General features: G+C 59.8%; 20 protein-coding genes. 10 read left to right on the top strand and 10 right to left on the bottom strand.

Features of this window, described 5'->3' with window-relative positions:
* Positions 1-6: 6 nt before the first annotated feature.
* The gene (locus C5750_RS18690; RefSeq protein WP_158531347.1) at positions 7-1137 is read right to left on the bottom strand and encodes a GNAT family N-acetyltransferase; all 1131 of its coding nucleotides are present in this window, start codon (positions 1135-1137) and stop codon (positions 7-9) included.
* A gap of 168 nt (positions 1138-1305) precedes the next feature.
* Here C5750_RS18690 and C5750_RS18685 point away from each other — a divergent pair, with 168 nt between their 5' ends.
* Positions 1306-2322 carry a polysaccharide deacetylase family protein gene (locus C5750_RS18685; RefSeq protein WP_158531348.1) on the top strand — a complete coding sequence of 339 codons (1017 nt, stop codon included), beginning with the start codon at positions 1306-1308 and terminating at the stop codon, positions 2320-2322.
* Between the two features lies 1 nt (position 2323).
* Here C5750_RS18685 and C5750_RS18680 read toward each other — a convergent pair whose 3' ends face one another.
* Positions 2324-2539, bottom strand: coding sequence for a DUF2842 domain-containing protein (locus tag C5750_RS18680; RefSeq protein ID WP_105735541.1), 216 nt, complete (start codon positions 2537-2539; stop codon positions 2324-2326).
* Between the two features lie 190 nt (positions 2540-2729).
* Here C5750_RS18680 and C5750_RS18675 point away from each other — a divergent pair, with 190 nt between their 5' ends.
* Together C5750_RS18675 and arsK are read left to right on the top strand one after the other, a co-directional pair.
* Positions 2730-3830, top strand: a complete 1101-nt coding sequence (locus C5750_RS18675) for a COX15/CtaA family protein (RefSeq protein ID WP_105735539.1) — start codon at positions 2730-2732, stop codon at positions 3828-3830.
* Positions 3831-3923: 93 nt separating this feature from the next.
* Positions 3924-5138 (top strand): arsenite efflux MFS transporter ArsK, encoded by a 1215-nt coding sequence (gene arsK / locus C5750_RS18670; protein ID WP_105735537.1) that lies wholly within the window; start codon positions 3924-3926, stop codon positions 5136-5138.
* Here the strand turns inward: arsK and C5750_RS18665 are convergent.
* The 6 genes from C5750_RS18665 to C5750_RS18640 all read right to left on the bottom strand — a co-directional run bounded on the left by C5750_RS18665 (position 5127) and on the right by C5750_RS18640 (position 9714).
* Positions 5127-5981: an aminoglycoside phosphotransferase family protein gene (locus C5750_RS18665; protein ID WP_105735535.1), complete on the bottom strand. Its 855-nt coding sequence runs from the start codon at positions 5979-5981 to the stop codon at positions 5127-5129. The genes arsK and C5750_RS18665 overlap by 12 nt on opposite strands.
* Positions 5974-6909 carry an N-acetyl-gamma-glutamyl-phosphate reductase gene (argC, locus tag C5750_RS18660; RefSeq protein WP_105735533.1) on the bottom strand — a complete coding sequence of 312 codons (936 nt, stop codon included), beginning with the start codon at positions 6907-6909 and terminating at the stop codon, positions 5974-5976. Before argC ends, C5750_RS18665 begins: the two co-directional genes overlap by 8 nt.
* An 84-nt stretch (positions 6910-6993) precedes the next feature.
* Positions 6994-7944: an agmatinase gene (gene speB / locus C5750_RS18655; protein WP_105735532.1), complete on the bottom strand. Its 951-nt coding sequence runs from the start codon at positions 7942-7944 to the stop codon at positions 6994-6996.
* A 127-nt stretch (positions 7945-8071) separates the two neighbouring features.
* Entirely contained in the window at positions 8072-8548 is a 477-nt protein-coding gene (gene rpsI / locus C5750_RS18650) for a 30S ribosomal protein S9 (RefSeq protein ID WP_105735530.1), read from the bottom strand.
* Positions 8549-8550: 2 nt separating this feature from the next.
* Entirely contained in the window at positions 8551-9015 is a 465-nt protein-coding gene (gene rplM, locus C5750_RS18645) for a 50S ribosomal protein L13 (protein WP_105735528.1), read from the bottom strand.
* Between the two features lie 282 nt (positions 9016-9297).
* Positions 9298-9714 carry a PaaI family thioesterase gene (locus C5750_RS18640; protein ID WP_105735526.1) on the bottom strand — a complete coding sequence of 139 codons (417 nt, stop codon included), beginning with the start codon at positions 9712-9714 and terminating at the stop codon, positions 9298-9300.
* A gap of 255 nt (positions 9715-9969) precedes the next feature.
* Here C5750_RS18640 and C5750_RS18635 point away from each other — a divergent pair, with 255 nt between their 5' ends.
* The 5 genes from C5750_RS18635 to C5750_RS18615 all read left to right on the top strand — a co-directional run bounded on the left by C5750_RS18635 (position 9970) and on the right by C5750_RS18615 (position 13593).
* A complete protein-coding gene (locus C5750_RS18635) occupies positions 9970-10509 on the top strand; it encodes a hypothetical protein (protein ID WP_105735525.1) in 540 nt (179 codons plus the stop codon).
* 34 nt (positions 10510-10543) lie between these two features.
* Positions 10544-11359 carry an enoyl-CoA hydratase gene (locus tag C5750_RS18630; protein ID WP_105735523.1) on the top strand — a complete coding sequence of 272 codons (816 nt, stop codon included), beginning with the start codon at positions 10544-10546 and terminating at the stop codon, positions 11357-11359.
* 4 nt (positions 11360-11363) lie between these two features.
* Positions 11364-11888 (top strand): CoA-binding protein, encoded by a 525-nt coding sequence (locus C5750_RS18625; RefSeq protein ID WP_105735521.1) that lies wholly within the window; start codon positions 11364-11366, stop codon positions 11886-11888.
* A gap of 63 nt (positions 11889-11951) precedes the next feature.
* The gene (locus tag C5750_RS18620) at positions 11952-13238 is read left to right on the top strand and encodes an O-acetylhomoserine aminocarboxypropyltransferase (RefSeq protein ID WP_105735519.1); all 1287 of its coding nucleotides are present in this window, start codon (positions 11952-11954) and stop codon (positions 13236-13238) included.
* A 4-nt stretch (positions 13239-13242) separates the two neighbouring features.
* Entirely contained in the window at positions 13243-13593 is a 351-nt protein-coding gene (locus tag C5750_RS18615) for a cupin domain-containing protein (RefSeq protein WP_105735517.1), read from the top strand.
* Positions 13594-13606: 13 nt separating this feature from the next.
* Here C5750_RS18615 and C5750_RS18610 read toward each other — a convergent pair whose 3' ends face one another.
* A complete protein-coding gene (locus tag C5750_RS18610) occupies positions 13607-14857 on the bottom strand; it encodes a cytochrome P450 (protein ID WP_105735515.1) in 1251 nt (416 codons plus the stop codon).
* Positions 14858-14875: 18 nt separating this feature from the next.
* Positions 14876-15211, bottom strand: a complete 336-nt coding sequence (locus C5750_RS18605) for a barstar family protein (protein ID WP_105735513.1) — start codon at positions 15209-15211, stop codon at positions 14876-14878.
* A 40-nt stretch (positions 15212-15251) separates the two neighbouring features.
* Between C5750_RS18605 and C5750_RS18600 the strand changes: the two genes are divergently transcribed.
* Both C5750_RS18600 and C5750_RS18595 read left to right on the top strand, forming a co-directional pair.
* A complete protein-coding gene (locus tag C5750_RS18600; RefSeq protein ID WP_105735511.1) occupies positions 15252-16355 on the top strand; it encodes an NAD(P)/FAD-dependent oxidoreductase in 1104 nt (367 codons plus the stop codon).
* Positions 16356-16501: 146 nt separating this feature from the next.
* Positions 16502-17131 (top strand): ATP-dependent Clp protease proteolytic subunit, encoded by a 630-nt coding sequence (locus tag C5750_RS18595; RefSeq protein WP_105735509.1) that lies wholly within the window; start codon positions 16502-16504, stop codon positions 17129-17131.
* Positions 17132-17321 lie beyond the last annotated feature (190 nt).

The raw sequence follows: 17321 nt of genomic DNA, 5'->3' as shown, positions 1-17321 counted from the left end.
CGCCGTTCAGGCGCGGCCGAAAAGCCGGGACCGCAGTTTTTTCACCGTGGCCCACAGGCGGTCATTCCTCTTGACGGTACGCACGAGAGTGCCGCGGGCGGTGCGGTAGGCGGCACAGGCGTAGCCCTTGGCCGTCAGGCTGTGCTGCGTGTCATAGAGCCGCGTTTCGACATCGCACCAGTTCCGCTTGTACGGTTCGTCGCCGACCCCGAAACTGTAGAAGGCAAGATCGGTGTTACAGCTGTCCTGAATGTCTTCGAAAAACAAGAACTCACCCGGACTGGCATTGCTCATGTCATCCTCGGCAATGCCGATGAAGTCGATGAAGGTCTGCGTTCTCGCCCGGGATTTACCGAGGACTGCCCGAAAGCGCCCGGCGACCTCCACGGCTTTGAGCTGGAACAGCGGCTGTTCCTTCGCCGCATGCCGGGCAAACAATTGCCGGAAGAAACGCTGAATTTCCTCAGGCTCAAACGTGTTCCTGATCCCGGATCTGGCAAATTTTTCCGCCTTGTTCGCAAGGTAGTTCTCAAGCATGGCATCGGTCTCGCTGGGTACCGTTGCCGTGACAATGCGATAACCGCCAGCCTCTGCAAACTTGCCGATGCTGTTGCGGTGCTTTTTCTTCTTGCGCTTGGCGTTGTGGCGTTCGAGAACCGTCTGAAAACTGTGGTCCAGCGTGATCGCCAGGCTGATATTGGCGTTTTCCCGGTTCGGCAGGTGCAGCAGTGGGTTGGTGCAACCGTCAAGCAGCGGAAGCTGCCGTTCCAGCATGACGAGGTCGATGTCCGGCCGCACCTGGTGCAGGGCCGCGAAGAGCCGGTTCAGCTCGCCGGGGCTGACGGGATGCGCGGGGGAAACAACCGGGAAGTTGCAGTTGGCATGCGGCCCGCCGGGGTAGGCGGCGATCCTGAAGGGGCCGGACCGGCTGATCTCCAGCGGCAGAACAAAGACCGGCATTTCTCCAGCATAGAGGCAGGCGAGCAGGCAATCCGGATTGACAGTCGACTGCCAGAGGGAAACCCAATCTTCGGACTGTGCCGGGCCGCAGACATGGTTCTGGGGCAGGGACTGCCAGATTGTTGCGATTTCACCGGGCGCCGCAATGATTCTTGGATCGAGATGGGATAAAGGCATGGCGGGTTCCAGTGAAAGCGGTATTGCGTCAAATACCATGCCGTTGATCAACGATATATAAACACTTAATCTGCATGAAATGACGGTCACGATCCCGTTTCAACATGCCTATTAGCGCGAATTGGTGAAGGAATGGTCCACGCGGCCGACTTGATACGAAAGGCCGTGATGCGACTGGCGTGGCACACCGGTTTTGCGTCGACGGCGCGCGAGCATTTTGGCGGGCTGGGCTCGATCATCATGCTGCATCGCGTCCGTCCGGACTGCGTCAGCCCGCTTGGCGTGACGCGCTCCCTGTCCATCACCCCGGCGTTCCTTGAACAGATCATCGTTTCACTCAAATCCGAGGGAACCGACTTCATCTCCATGGACGAGGTGGTCGAACGGGTGAAGAGCGGCAAACGCCCCGGCCGGCGCTTCGTCGCGGTGACACTTGACGATGGTTATGACGATAATTTCCGCCATGCCTATCCTGTCTTCCAGAAGCATGCGGTGCCCTTCGTCGTGTATGTCGCGCCGGGTTTCATCGAAGGGGCGGCGGTGCTGTGGTGGGAAGTCGTTGAAAGCCTTGTAGCCAAGGCGGATTTCATCCGCATCCCCGACGGACCGGAATGGCGATGCGGCACGCTTTCCCAGAAAAGATCGGCATTTCATGCCATTATGCGGTATTTCTCATATACGCTGACCGAACTGGAACAGATGCCTGTGCTGCGCGAGATGTGCGCGGCGCAGGATATGGTGTGCAGCGTCGCGCCCGACCGCGACGTGATGAGCTGGAACGAAATCCGCCAGATGAACCGCGATCCGCTGTGCACCATCGGCGGCCATACGGTGCATCACTACAATCTGAAAAAGCTGACGGCGGGCATGGTCGCGCAGGAAATGCATCTGTCAGCGGGGATGATCGAGGATCAGCTCGGGCGGCGGCCGCAGCATTTTGCCTATCCCTACGGCTCGGCCAAGGCTGCCGGACGGCGGGAAGCCGACATTGCGGCGTCGGAAGGGTTTCTGTCGGCGGTCACCACGCGCCACGGCACCATCCATGCCGAGCACCGCGATACGCTGCATGCCTTGCCGCGCATTTCGATCAATGGCCGTTTTCAGAAGCTTGTCTATGCGAAGACGATGATGAGCGGTGTGACAACGCCGATCGCCAATGCCGGACGGCGCGTCATTCAGGCCTGAGTTAGGCCTTTTTCTTTGGTGCCTTTTCCATCCAGCTGATGATGAACATGGCCGGAATGACCCAGAGCAGGCCGGTGCCAAGAAAATAGATCAGGTGGATCCACGGGCTGGCATTGGCAAGCAGTGCCACGGCGAAGATCGTGGCGACAATGGCGTAGACGCATACCAGGGTAACCAGCAGGATGGTTCCGATGAGTTTCTTGAGCCTTACGGGCATGAATCCATTCCAGTTCTGGTCTTTTTCATCTGCAACACGTGCGCAAGGGTTTCATCTAACCGGTTAAGCCGCAGGCGAAAAGCAAAAAAGCCCCCCTTGCGGCAAAAACGCGACGGCTTGTCGCGTAAACCCGGCTTGTCATCCCGGCGCATATGCTGCACCTATCCGGCCAGTTACAGGAGTGTTTTGAATGGCCGCCCACACCCTATCCGAAGGCGCTGTGTCCTCCGCCGGAGATCGCGAAGCGCGCAACCGCAGGCTGATCCGCGTGTGGCTCTATCTGGTGCTGCTTGTGCTTGCCACGATTGTTCTTGTGGGCGGTGCGACGCGCATGACCGGTTCGGGCCTTTCAATCACCGAATGGAAGCCGATCCACGGCATCATTCCGCCCTTGAACCACGCGCAATGGCTGGAAGAATTCGAGAAATACAAGCTTATTCCCCAGTATGAGCAGCTCAACAAGGGCATGAGCCTTGGCGAATTCCAGCGCATTTTCTGGTGGGAGTGGTCGCACCGGTTCCTGGCGCGGGGCGTCGGTTTCCTCGTCGCCATCCCGCTTGCCTTCTTCTGGCTGACCGGACGGCTTGAACGGCTGCTGAAGCCGCGCATGATCGGCATCCTGGCGCTTGGCGGCCTGCAGGGCGCCGTGGGCTGGTGGATGGTTGCATCGGGTCTCAGCGGCCGCGTCGATGTCAGCCAGTACCGGCTGGCGACGCACCTGACACTGGCCTGCATCATTTTTGCCGCCGTGATGTATGTGGCGCGCGGCCTTGCCGTCTATTCCGAACGCCCTGCCGGAAGCGGCATTCAACGGCTCGCGGGCTGGTTCGTGCTGTTTGTCTTCATCCAGATTTACCTCGGCGCATTGGTCGCGGGCCTCGATGCCGGTCTTTCCTATAATACGTGGCCGCTGATGGATGGCGCCGTCATTCCCGGCGACATGTTTCCGATCCAGCCGATCTGGCACAATTTCTTCGAGAACCCGAAAACCGTGCAGTTCGTTCACCGCTGCTTTGCCTATTTCGTGCTGCTTGCGGCGCTGTGGCAGGCAGTATCGACGGTGCGGCGCCTGCCGGGTACAACCCATGCGCGGCGCGCGATATTCCTGGTGGTCCTTGTCCTCCTGCAGGCAGCCATCGGCATCACCACGCTGCTGATGCAGGTGCCGATGGGCCTGGGCCTTTTGCATCAGGGATTTGCCATCGTCATCCTTGGATTTGCGGTTGCCCATTGGCGTGCCACCAAGGGCGCCTATCCCTTGCCAACGGAAATCACCACCGCACGCTCGTAGCGGCTGTCTTTGCGCAAAGACTCGGTGTAGTGATTCGAGAGCTTCGCTGGCTACGGACAGCGCGGCATTCCCGCCGTATCGAAAGCAACCATCATGATTCTTAGCGCAAGACGCTCACTGGCCGCCGTTACAGGTCTGGGTGTCACGCAGATCGTCAGTTACGGCACGCTTTATTACAGTTTCAGCATCCTCGAACCGGCCATGGCGCAGGAGTTCGGCCAGTCGCGGCAATGGCTGTTTGCGGCCTTCTCCGGCACGCTTCTGATCGGCGGCATCATCTCGCCATGGTCCGGCCGCTGGGCAGACCGCTTCGGAGCAGGGCGGGTGATGACATTCGGCTCGCTCGCCGCAGCGCTGTCACTCATCCTCTGCGTCCTGTCGCAAAGCTGGATCTGGTTCGCTCCGGCGCTCGTGACAACAGGGATGGCAACGCCGTTCATCCTCTACAACACAGCCTTCGCGGTGCTTGTGCAGATCGATCCGCAGACGGCGCCGCGCCGGATCACCTATCTGACGCTGATAGCCGGGTTTTCCTCGACCCTGTTCTGGCCACTGGCAACACGTCTGCTGACGGTGTTTACCTGGCGGGAGATTTATCTGTTCTACGCGGGATTGCAGGTCTTCATCTGCTTTCCCATCCATTTCTGGTTATCACAGATGACGCGGCGCTCGCCAAAGCTGCATGAGGAGCGCGCCGATGAACCCGCCAGGGGCGTCGGCGGCCAACTGCCCGCCGAGAACAGGCGTTCGGCGCTGCTGCTGATCATGGCCGGGTTCTCGCTGGCAAGCTTTTCATTGTCGGCCATGCTCGTCCACCTCGTGCCGGTGCTGGCCGCCGTCGGCGTGGGAACCTCCGCCGTACTCGTCGGCGCCATCTTCGGGCCATCGCAGTTCGCAGCGCGTCTGGTAAACATGGTTTTCGGCACCAAGCTGTCGGCGATGTCGATCGCCGTGCTGTCGACGGCCTTGATCCCCCTGTCGTTCCTGATGCTGATTGCGCCGCTGCCCATCCCGCTTGTGGCGGGCGCCGTGGTGTTTGCCATGCTGTTCGGCATGGGATCGGGGCTCAACAGCATTGTGCAGGGGACCCTGCCGCTGGCGCTGTTCGGGCATCAGGGCTATGGCGAAATTCTGGGCAAGATCACCTCGGCGCGACTGATCGTGTCATCATCTGCACCGTTCATTTTCGCTTTCATCATGGAAAAGCTCGGACCGGCGCTGGCCTTGTCGGTTGCCGCCATAGCCGGCATTCTCGGCGTCCTGACATTCCTTGCGGTTGCCAGCCTGATCAGGCGCTCAACCCAGTGAGGCCATCACCCGTTGCGCTGCCCGCGCCACGTCCAGGCTTCGCCCGGCTTCCTCGAAATTCTCATCTTCCGTGTGCCACGAGGCCGACAGGGCCGCGTGGGACATGGCATAGCCGAGGATGGTTCTGATATCGCGGTTGAACGCGCGGGAGAAGGTGAGGGCCATGGTGGCAACACGCTGGTCGCTGGCGCGCAGGTCCTGCCGCTCCACAGGGTTGTAGAACATGTTGGCGGCATCGTACATCGGATCGCCGAGAAGCCCCTTGGGATCGATGACCAGCCAGCCGCGCGCGCCCAGAAGAATGTTTTCGTGATGAACATCGCCGTGCAGGGGCTGAACATCCGCCGGATTGCCGAGCAGCCTGTCGGCAATCCCCGCCGCTTCAACAAAAATGCTGGCATCACCCTGTTTCCGGTCGATTTCTGCTTTCTTGAACAGGCTGGCATATTGTTCGCGCAATGGCCGCAGGTCCGGCGCGAAGGATTTGCCCTTGCCGTTGTTGCCCAGAAGTTTCAGCAGGACATCGACGGAAATGGCCGTCGCCGCATCGTCGCCGTGCGCATTGAGATGATCCAACAGGGTGCGGCTGCCGGCATATTCGAGCAGCAGAAGATTGCCTTTTTCGGCCAGCAGGCGGATGGAGCCATGGCCATCGTGCCAGTCGAGATAGTGCGCGCCGCGCAACTCTTCCTGCATGCCGGTTTCGTTGAGTGCCTTCACCACGGCGGGCGTGCCGTCAGCCAGCCGCACCATGATGATGCGGCTGGTATGGGTTTCAACGAACAGTTCCGGAGAGGATATCTGCCATTCGGCAGGGAACGTCTCGTATATGCTATCAGCCATTGTTCAGCATAAGGTCCAGATTCTGCACAGCCGCGCCGGATGCGCCCTTGCCGAGATTGTCAAGAAGCGCCACGAGGTTGACCTCACCCTGGCCTTCGGTGCCGAGCACGAACAGCTTCATGATGTCGGTGTCACGCAGTTCCTCCGCATCGATCCTTGCCAGCGATGCGCTCTGCGCCAGCGGCACCACCTGCACGATGTCCTGGCCTTCATAATGGGCTGTCAGGGCGGCATGGATGGATTCAAGCGAGGCATTGCCGTTGAGATCAGCGGTGAATACAGGAACCTGCACGATCATCCCCTGCGCAAAGCGGCCAACGCTGGGGCTGAAAATCGGACGCCGGTCGAGATGACCGTGCGTCTGCAGTTCCGGCACGTGCTTGTGTTTGAGCGGCAAGCCGTAAAGAAAGTTATTGGCGCTGATATGCTCGGGATTGGCCGGGTCTTCCATCTGGGCGATCATCTGCTTGCCGCCGCCGGTATAACCGGAAACCGCATTGACGGTGATCGGATAGTCGCCGGGAAGAATGCCCGCATCGCGCAGCGGCCGGACCAGCGAGATCGCGCCGGTCGGATAGCAGCCGGGATTGGCAACCAGCCGGGCATCGGCGATTTTCTGCCGCTGGGCCCGGTCAAGTTCAGCAAAGCCATAGGCCCAGTCCGGATGAATCCGGTGCGCCGTCGATGTATCGATGATCCGCGTGGAATTATGGCCGTCGAGAATGGCAACGGCCTCCTTCGACGCATCGTCGGGCAGGCACAGGATTGCCACATCAGCGCTCTTCAGAAAGTCGGCGCGCATGTCCTTGTTGCGCCGCTCGGCTTCGGGAATGGAGAGGACGTCGAGATCATGACGGCCGGCCAGCCGTGTCCGGATTTGCAGTCCTGTGGTGCCGTGTTCGCCGTCGATAAAGATTTTCGGTTTCATGTGAGATGCCTTTGGCGCTTGATATTCAGAGAGTTAGCGAGAAAACCGGATTCGATATAGGAACCCTGAATCAAAAGATCAGCTTCATCGCTTGGCTTTTTTCTCCGCGAGAATACCAAGATAGTACATCGCTATTGTGGCACCGGCGATGGCCGTCACATCCGCATGATCATAGGCGGGGGCGACCTCCACCACATCGGCGCCGACGATATTGAGTTCCGTCAGATGGCGCAGGACAGAAAGGATTTTCGCCGAGGACGGGCCGCCGGCAACGGGCGTACCGGTTCCGGGGGCAAAGGCCGGGTCGAGGCAGTCGATGTCGAAGGTGAGATAGACGGGCTTGCCCGCCGTGCGCTTGATGATGGCTTTGGCAATCTCGGCAGCCGACATTTCCTCGACGTCGTAGCCATAGACGATCTGCAGGCCGCAATCATCCGGCGCGTGGGTGCGGATGCCGACCTGAATGGAATGGGCGGGATCGATGACGCCGTCGCGCGCCGCCCGGCCGACAAAGGAGCCGTGGTCGATGCGCTTGCCGTCATCGTACCAGGTGTCCTGATGTGCGTCGAACTGCACCAGCGCCACCGGTCCGTGCTTGGCGGCATGTGCTTTCAGGATGGGCCAGGTGACGAAGTGATCGCCGCCCATGGAGAGCAGGAACGCACCCGATTTGACGATCTTGGCCGCTTCGCGCTCAATTGTCGCCGGGGTTTTCTGATGATTGCCGTAGTCGAGCAGGCAATCGCCGTAATCGATGACGGCGAGGTCTTCGAACAGATCGCGCTGGAAGGGATATTGCGGGTCATTGTCGAAAATCGCCGATGCCCGCCGGATGGCCTGCGGACCGAACCGCGCACCCGGCCGGTTGGAAACCGCCGCGTCGAAGGGAATACCCCAGACGACCACATCAGCACCGTTCAGATTCTTCGTATAGCGCCGGCGCATGAAGGACAGCGCTCCCGCATGCGTGGGATCGGTCGCAGCGCTGGTCAGGGACCGTGCGGTAAAGGCGTGATCGATGGTCTTCGATGGCATTGGATTTCTAACTCCGGGAGTGTCTGCGTCGTCTGCTGGGTGGCGAAGCTACCGCAAACCTGTTTATGCGCAACAAAAAAGCGGACCCGAAGGCCCGCTTTCTGTTCTGTCCAATGGAAACGCTGGATTAGCGCTTCGAGAACTGGAAGGAACGACGGGCCTTCGCCTTGCCGTACTTCTTGCGTTCAACGACGCGGCTATCGCGTGTGAGGAAACCACCCTTCTTCAGAACACCGCGCAGGGCAGGTTCGAAGTAGGTGAGGGCCTTGGAAATGCCGTGACGAACGGCACCGGCCTGACCAGACAGACCGCCACCGGCAACGGTCGCGATGATGTCGTACTGGCCGGCGCGGTTGGCAGCAACGATTGGCTGCTGCAGGATCATCTGCAGAACCGGACGGGCAAAATACTTGCCGTATTCCTTGTCGTTGATGACGATCTTGCCGGAACCTGGCTTGATCCAGACGCGGGCGACCGCATCCTTACGCTTGCCTGTTGCATAGGCACGGCCATTGGCGTCGAGCTTCTGGACATGAACCGGTGCAGCTGCCTGCGTCGATGCGGCGGCAGTACCGAGATCTGCGAGCGAATTGAGCTCAGCCATTCTTATGCGCTCCTTTTGTTCTTGGAATTCAGCGCGCCAACGTCGAGAACGACGGGTGCCTGCGCTTCATGGGGGTGATTGGAACCTGCGTAAACGCGCAGATTCTTCATCTGGCGACGGCCGAGCGGACCACGGGGAACCATGCGCTCAACAGCCTTTTCGACGACGCGTTCCGGGAAACGGCCTTCGAGCAGCTGACGGGCAGTGCGTTCCTTGATGCCGCCGGGATGGCCGGTGTGCCAGTAGTAAACCTTGTCGGTAAACTTCTTACCGGTGAAGGCAACCTTTTCGGCATTGATGATGATGACATTGTCGCCATCGTCAACGTGAGGAGTGAAGGTTGCTTTGTGCTTGCCGCGCAGGATGTTGGCAACGATGGTGGCGAGACGGCCGACGACGAGACCTTCGGCGTCAATCAGGATCCACTTTTTCGTCACATCTGCCGGCTTCTGGGTGAAGGTAGCCATTTGTGTTCGTCCTTGAGATCATCCTTCACATAGGAAGGCTTTTCTTGTTGCTTGCGTTGTGTGAATGACGAACATCCGCACAACAGTTAAATGCGGCAGGAAGAACCTACCGCAGTCGAGGGGTTCAATACCGGCCCAACGGGATCACGTCAAGCAGATGTTTTTGGCAGTTTTGACAAATATTCTTTATAAAACAATGACTTAAGAAAAAGGTATTATATTACCACATACTTCTTGCCCGGATTTGCAGCGCTTTGCGGGATTTTAAGCCCGCTTGCAGCCCTAGCTGCGCGGCGGAATCGAATAGGTCGCGGTGGCATGGGCCACCAGTTCGTTGTCTTCGCCATTGGTGAGCGCGATATCCATCACCGCGAGCCGTTTGCCCAGCTTGAGCACCTTTGCCGTGGCATCGATGGGCCCGAGTTGCGGCTTGCGCAGGAAGTTGATGTTGAGATTGGTTGTCACCGCAAGGGCGATGGGGCCGATCTGTGCGAGGATCGCCACATAGGCTGCAATATCGGCAAGGGCAAACAGGGTCGGTCCCGATACCGTGCCGCCGGGGCGCAGATGCCGGTCCGCCGGATCAAGCCGCATCGTGGCATAACCCGGCCCTGCACCGGTAACGGTAAAGGCCACCCCGTCCGCGTTCACCTGCGGAAATTCGCGCTCCAGAAAGGCCGTTAACGCTGTTACATCCATTGCAGTCCCCACCGGTACACTCCATCTGTTCTCTGGCGTTGATCGCTGGTATTCCTAGTGGAACGAATTTGACATTCGCATCCCATTTGACATCACGCGGAACATGCGAATGTCAAATTCAAAGTTCCACTAGAATCATAGACTTTCTAGTGGTCCTTTGATTCTGACATTTGCCTGAATGGCTTGTATCGAAGGAATGCAAATGTCAGAATCGGACCACTAGCCATCCGTGTTTTCTTTGCAAGGAAGCCAGTCATGACGCTGCTCCGATCCGCGCTGTTTTTCATTGCCGTTCTGGCGGTAACGCCCGTGACGCCGTCCCTTGCGCAGACCGCGCCGCAGATCGAACCCTTCAGCCTGCCGGTCCGGCCGGTGACGCTGACCCAGGACATCATCAAGCGCTTTCTCTACAGCTTTGCGCCCGTTGGCGCGCAGATGAAGGAAGAAGCGGCGGGCAACGCCGTCCTTTCACCCGAAGCAACGGCGCGGCTGGACAAGAAGGCGGCGGAATATGGTTTCAAGGATTTCAATGACTGGGGCGAAACCACAAGAACCATCATGGTAACTTATCATTGGGTGACCAATCCCGATCCGCGCGAGGAGGTGGAAAAGGCCATCGCCTCCATCCCGTCCATGCCCAACCTGTCTGACAAGCAGAAGGCGGAAATGATTGACGGACTGAAAAGCGGATTGGCAACGGTCGAGAAAGCGCGCCCGTCGGAAGAGAATCTGGCTATTGTTAAAAAGCATATGAGTTCGATCAAACCACTCTATAAACAATGGACCAGCCTCTGACCGCGGTTGTACGGGCATGGCAACGAGGAGCGACATGGGAGAAGTTCACATTATCCGCAAGGATGAACCAATCGTCGGGCATGAGCTTGCCTCGGGCGTTCTGCGCCTGACATTGCAGAATCCGCCTGCCAATGCGCTTTCGCTCGCCATGATGCGTCTGCTGCTCGATCATTTGCAGGCGGCGCGGGACGATAAGGCTGTGCGGGTGATCATCATCGATTCGGCGCAAAAGCTGTTTTCGGCGGGCCATGATCTGAAGGAACTGACGGCGCACCGGCAGGACGCCGACCGCGGCCGGGCATTTTTCGAAGAGACGATGCAGCTCTGCGCCGAGCTGATGCAGGCTATCGTGCATCATCCAAGACCGGTGATTGCCGCGGTTGGCGGCCTTGCCACAGCGGCGGGATGCCAGCTTGTCGCCTCCTGTGATCTGGCGATCTGCTCCGACAAGGCGACATTCTGCACGCCGGGCGTCAATATCGGTCTTTTCTGCTCCACGCCCATGGTGGCCCTGTCGCGCAACGTCTCGCGCAAACAGGCCATGGAAATGCTCCTGACCGGCGAGACCATCGATGCCTCAACGGCACGGGAGTTCGGCCTGGTCAACCGCGTGGTGCCGGAGGAGTACCTGAATCCGATTGTCAGGAAATACGCCCAAGCCATTGCGGAGAAATCGACTTTAACCGTCAAGACCGGCAAGGAAGCCTTTTACCGGCAGGCCGAAATGGGACTTTCCGAGGCCTATGCCTACACGGCGCAGGTGATGGTAGAAAACATGCTGGCGCGTGATGCGGAGGAAGGCATCAACGCCTTCATCGAAAAGCGCAAGCCGGAATGGACGGGCGAATAAGCGCATGGATCACGATCATTACCCGGACGACTATATCAGCGGCATTCTTTCATCCGTCAAAACGATTGCCATGGTGGGCGCATCAGCCAATGAGGTGCGGCCAAGCTTCTTTGTCATGAAATACCTGATCGACAAGGGCTACCGGGTCATACCGGTCAATCCCGGACAGGCTGGCAAGGACATTCTCGGCCAGAAGGTTTTTGCGCGCCTCGCCGATATCCCCGAAGCCATCGACATGGTCGACGTATTCCGCGCCTCCGAGGCCGTGCCGGCGATTGTCGATGAAGTGCTGGCGCTGAAGCCATTGCCGAAGGTCATCTGGACGCAGCTGACCGTCCGCCACGACGAAGCGGCGCGCAAGGCGGAAGCGGCTGGTATCCAGGTGGTGATGAATCGCTGCCCCAAGATCGAATATGCGCGGCTGTGCGGCGAGATCGGCTGGAGCGGCGTCAATTCGCGCATCCTGTCGGCGAAAAAACCGCAGATGCGGCAGGGCTTCCAGAGTTTTGGCCTCAGATCGCCAAAATAGGTTGGCGGCAAAGCCGCAATCCCATAGCGTATGGAAAAATCAGGAATGACAGGGAGATGAACCATGGCGCACCGCGCACCCGGAATTGAGACTCTTGCCGTGCATGCGGGCGCCCAGCCTGATCCGGCAACCGGCGCGCGCGCCACGCCGATCTACCAGACGACAGCCTTTGTTTTCGACGATGCCGACCATGCCGCGTCACTGTTCGGCCTGAAGGCGTTCGGCAATATCTATACCCGCATCACCAATCCGACCAATGCGGTGCTCGAAGAGCGCATGGCTGCACTGGAAGGCGGGACTGCCGCGCTGGCGGTTGCGTCGGGCCATGCGGCGCAGCTGCTGGTCTTTCACACATTGATGCAGCCCGGCGACAATTTCATCGCCTCCAAAAAACTCTATGGCGGCTCTATCAATCAGTTCGGCCAGTCGTTCAAGTCCTTCGATTGGCATGTGCGCTGGGCGGAGCCCGACGATCTCGCCTCGTTCGAAGCGCAGATTGATGACCGGACGCGCGCCATCTTCATCGAAAGCTTTGCCAATCCCGGCGGTATTGTCACCGATATCGAGGCCATCGCTGCCATCGCCCACAAGCATGGCCTGCCGCTGATCGTCGACAACACGCTGGCGTCCCCCTATCTCATCCGCCCCATCGAGCACGGCGCCGATATCATCGTCCATTCCATGACCAAATTCCTCGGCGGCCATGGCAATTCCATGGGCGGGGTGATTGTCGATTGCGGCACGTTCGACTGGTCGAAGTCGGGCAATTATCCGCTGCTGTCCGAGCCGCGCAGCGAATATAACGGCATCGTGCTGCACGAAACCTTCGGCAATTTTGCCTTTGCCATCGCCTGCCGTGTGCTTGGGTTGCGCGATCTCGGGCCGGCGCTGTCGCCGTTCAACGCGTTCCAGATCCTGACCGGCATCGAAACCTTGCCGCTGCGCATGCAGCGCCACGCGGACAATGCGCTGAAAGTGGCGCAATGGCTTTCCGGCCATGCAAAGGTGGCCTGGGTCAGCTATGCCGGTCTGCCTGATGATCCCTATCATGCCCTGCAGCAGAAATATGCGCCGCGCGGCGCCGGTGCGGTTTTCACCTTCGGGCTGAAGGGCGGCTATGAAGCCGGGGTCAAGCTGGTCGAGCACCTGCAGCTGTTTTCGCATCTGGCCAATATCGGCGATACCAAATCCCTGATCATTCATCCCGCATCGACCACGCACCGGCAATTGAGCGATGCACAGAAGATCGCCGCGGGTGCGGGGCCGGATGTCGTGCGGCTGTCTATCGGCATCGAGACCGTCGAGGATCTGATTTCCGATCTCGACCAGGCACTGACGAAGGCGGGATAAGCCCATGACATCATCGCATTTTGTCACCATCGATTTCGGCAGCATCGATCCCGAACACGGCGCCCCGGCGGCAGACCGGGTGATTGCGGGCGATCCGCAGTTCCGCACCTGGAACTGCGACGAGGCCGATGGCGGCCTCTACGCTGGAATCTGGGAAGCAACGCCGGGCAAATGGCGCATCGTCTATGACGAGTGGGAGTTCTGCCACATCCTCTCCGGCCGTTCGGTCGTCACGGAAGAGGGCGGCGGGGAGCAGCATTTGCAGGCGGGAGACAGTTTTGTGCTGCGCCCCGGCTTTCGCGGCACCTGGGAAGTCATCGAAACCACGCGCAAGGAATATGTGATCCGGTTGTAGCGCCCATTCTTGCTTACCACTCCGCGTCCAGCCGCTCCAGCCCATGGAAATGATAGGTATCCTTGAAGCGCGGCGCTTGCTTGAAGTGCAGCCCGGGAAGCCGGTCGAACAGCACTTTGAGCGAGACCTGCAGTTCCAGCCGCGCCAGCGGCGCGCCAATGCAGAAATGGATACCCGCGCCAAAGGACAGGTTTTTCTGGTCTGACCGCTCCGGCAGAAAGGCACCGGCCTCGGCGAAAGCGTTGGGGTCGCGGTTGCCTGCGCCCAGCATCAGGCCGATCTGGTCGCCGGGCTTCACCGCAATGCCATCGCCAAGGTCGATCTCCTCATAGGCGTAGCGCGTGAACATATGCAGCGGCGCGTCGAAGCGCAGGCATTCCTCGACCGTTCGCGCCGTCGAATCGGCATCGTGAAACAGTGCGGCGGCGCTGCGGCCGCTTTCCACAATGGTTTTGACCGCATTGCCGGTCTGGTGCACCGTGGCTTCGTGCCCGGCATTGAGCAGCAGGATTGCGGTGGTGATCAGCTCATCCTCGGAGAGTTTCGCACCATCCGCCTCGGCCGCCAGCAGCAGGCTGAGAAGATCGTCGGCCGGTTCGCTGCGCCGCCGTCCGGCATAGTCCCTGAGGAAGCCGGAGAATTCGGCGGCGGCGGCATTGGCGCTGTCTTCCGACCGGCGGTTGCGGCCATGCATGTACATCGCAACCATGCGGTGCGACCAGTCGAGAAGCCGCGGCGCCGCTTCCGTCGGCACCCCCAGCATTTCAGCAATCACGGTGACCGGAATGGGTGTGGCGAAATCGGCGATGAGATCGGCTTTGCCCTTTGCTTCGAAGCGGTCGATCAGCGCGTGCGCCAGCGTCTCGATGCGCGGGCGCAGCCTTTCCACCTGCCGGGAGACGAAAGCGCGGTTCACCAGCGTGCGCAGCCGGGTGTGGGTGGGCGGTTCCAGCTCCAGCATCGAGAATTTTTCGACGTGGTCGAAGTCTTTGAGGTGTGCACGATCACCGGTATTGCCCTGAGAATCGGCGATGCCATGGCGGTTTTCCCTGCCGAAGCGGCGGTCGCGCAATAATTTGTTGACGCTGTCATAGCCGATGAAACACCAGAACCCGTATTCCTCCCAGAAGAACGCCGATGTCTGCGCATGCAGCGCGGCATAGGCGCCATAGGGATTCTGCACAAAGACCTGATCGTGCGGATCGAGCCGCAGATGGCGGGTGGCAGGCGTGAACTGGAATGAGGCTGGTGTGGCAGGTGTCATGATCAGATATACCGTGGGTCAAGCGAAGGAGAGACAGAGAATGGGCGGATCACCGCTTTGCATGCGGCGCCAGTTGACGAAACCAGCGCAGTCGAGAAGGTCGTCATAGACACGGCGGCAGCGCGTGCGCATCTGTGCGGCAGCATCGAGCTGCAGCACCACGATGCCGCCTTTGCCAACGGTGACGGACGTCATGCCGTCATCGGGTGCATCAAGCGATGTCATGCAATCGATCCAGGCGTCCATGTTGGCGCCGTAGAAGGAGGGGAAGCCAAACGCGGCGGCAAACACGCGGTGAAAGCTCTGCGCGTCGAAAATGTTTGAGCAATCGATGCGAATGGTTTCATATTGCATGCGAATCTCCCTCCTTCAGCAGTCATAGCAGGACCCCATCATGAAAATCACCATCGTCGGAGCAGGAATTGCCGGACTGTCCAGCGCCTGGTCGCTGACCAAGGCCGGTCATACGGTGACGCTGATCGAGCAGGGGCCGATACCAAACCCGCTGGCAGCCTCCGGTGACCATCACCGCATCATCCGCCGCGCCTATGGTGCCGCCGGCGGGTATGCCGATGCCATTTCGGAGGCCTATGCGGCGTGGGATGAGCTGTGGCAGGACATCGGCGCGAGCCATCTCGATCCGCGCGGCTTCATCTGCATATCGCGCGAAGCGGGCGATGACGCCGAGGAATACCGCAAGGGGCTCGAGCGGGGCGGTTATCCCCTTGAGCTTTATGAGCCGGCCGAAGCCATAAGGCGCTGTGGTTATCTGGAAGCGGGCACGTTCCGCTATGCGTTCTTCTCGCCGGAAGGCGGAGCGCTGCATTGCCGCAGGATCGCCGGGGACATGGCGCGCTGGCTGCGTGCGCATGGCGCCACGCTTCTGGAAAACACCAGGGTGACCGCCGTCGACAGCGCCGCGGGTGCGGTGACCCTTGCGGACGGCACGGTGATCACAGCCGACAAGGTGGTGGTGACGGCAGGGGCCTGGGTGACAAAACTGTTCCCCGATCTCGTCTCGTCCCTTACCATCTACCGGACGGCCGTGGTCTATCTCGAACCGCCTGCGGATTTGCGGGCAGCCTGGGAGCATTCTCCCGTCGTGCTCGACGTGGGTGGGCGTACCGACGGTTATATCATTCCGGCCAGCGGCGGCGGCGGCCTGAAATTCGGTTCGGGCCTGCACAAGCGCAAATCGGCCGATGCCGACGCTGCCCGTGTCGCCGAGGCGGGCGAGGGCGAGGCGATCCGCGACCTCTTCGCCCCGCCGCTGCAGCGGATCGGCGAATACCGGGTGAGCAGCGTCGTGACATGCGCCTACACCTTCACGGACGATGAGCGGTTTTTCGCCGTGGAGCGGGACAAATGCCTCGTCGTCTCGGCCTGTTCCGGACACGGATACAAATTCGGTACAGCTGTCGGGCGGCGGGTTGCGCAAACGCTGGGAACCGGCGATGTGCCGCTGCTGCAGCGCTGGTTGCGGGCGGAAGCCGCGTAAAAAGCGGTCCTGCGCTTGCGCTCCTTACGGGATGGCGGCAGAACATCTTGCGGAACAGGGTGGCAACGCCCTATGTATCGAATGTGTAATCCACGAATCTGGGGGCTTTTGCTCCCCTTGTTCTCCAAAAACGCTGAGGCCCACCGATGAGAGATCCAATCGAAACAGCAATGAACCTCGTACCCATGGTCGTCGAGCAGACCAACCGGGGCGAGCGGGCCTATGATATTTTCTCGCGCCTGCTGAAAGAACGCATCATTTTCATTACCGGACCCATCGAGGACGGCATGGCGACGCTGATCTGCGCCCAGCTTCTGTTCCTTGAATCGGAAAATCCGAAGAAAGAGATCAACCTCTACATCAATTCACCCGGCGGCGTGGTCACGTCGGGCATGGCGATCTACGACACCATGCAGTTCATCCGCCCGGCCGTTTCGACCCTGTGCTTCGGTCAGGCCGCCTCGATGGGTTCGCTGCTTCTGACAGCCGGTGAAAAGGACATGCGCTTCGTGCTGCCCAACGCCCGCATCATGCTGCACCAGCCGTCAGGCGGTTTCCAGGGGCAGGCATCGGACATCGAGCGCCATGCCCAGGACATCATCAAGATGAAGCGCCGCCTCAACGAGATCTATGTCAAACACACGGGCCGCGACTACGAGACAATCGAGAAGACTCTCGACCGCGATCACTTCATGACGGCACAGGAATCACTCGAGTTCGGTCTTATCGACAAGGTGCTCGAATCCCGTGCGATCATCGAAGGGGATACAAAGTAACCGGCTAAATGGCCGCACCGGGTCGGGAATGAACTTTTTTTGACCCGGATGCGGACTTTTTGCCACACATCCGGCTTGCATGCAGGCCAACAGACGCTACGTTAAGTGATTGGTGAGTAGAGGAAGCCTATTCTTCGAATTACTATTCGAATCATTCCCCGCAGGGCAGAGTCCCAAAGGGGGTGAACGG

The sequence above is a fragment of the Phyllobacterium myrsinacearum genome, from assembly GCF_002980555.1.
GTDB classification, from domain to species: Bacteria; Pseudomonadota; Alphaproteobacteria; order Rhizobiales; family Rhizobiaceae; genus Phyllobacterium; species Phyllobacterium myrsinacearum.
Note: the sequence above shows the minus strand (reverse complement) of the source record. Positions and strands in the feature narration are given on the sequence as shown.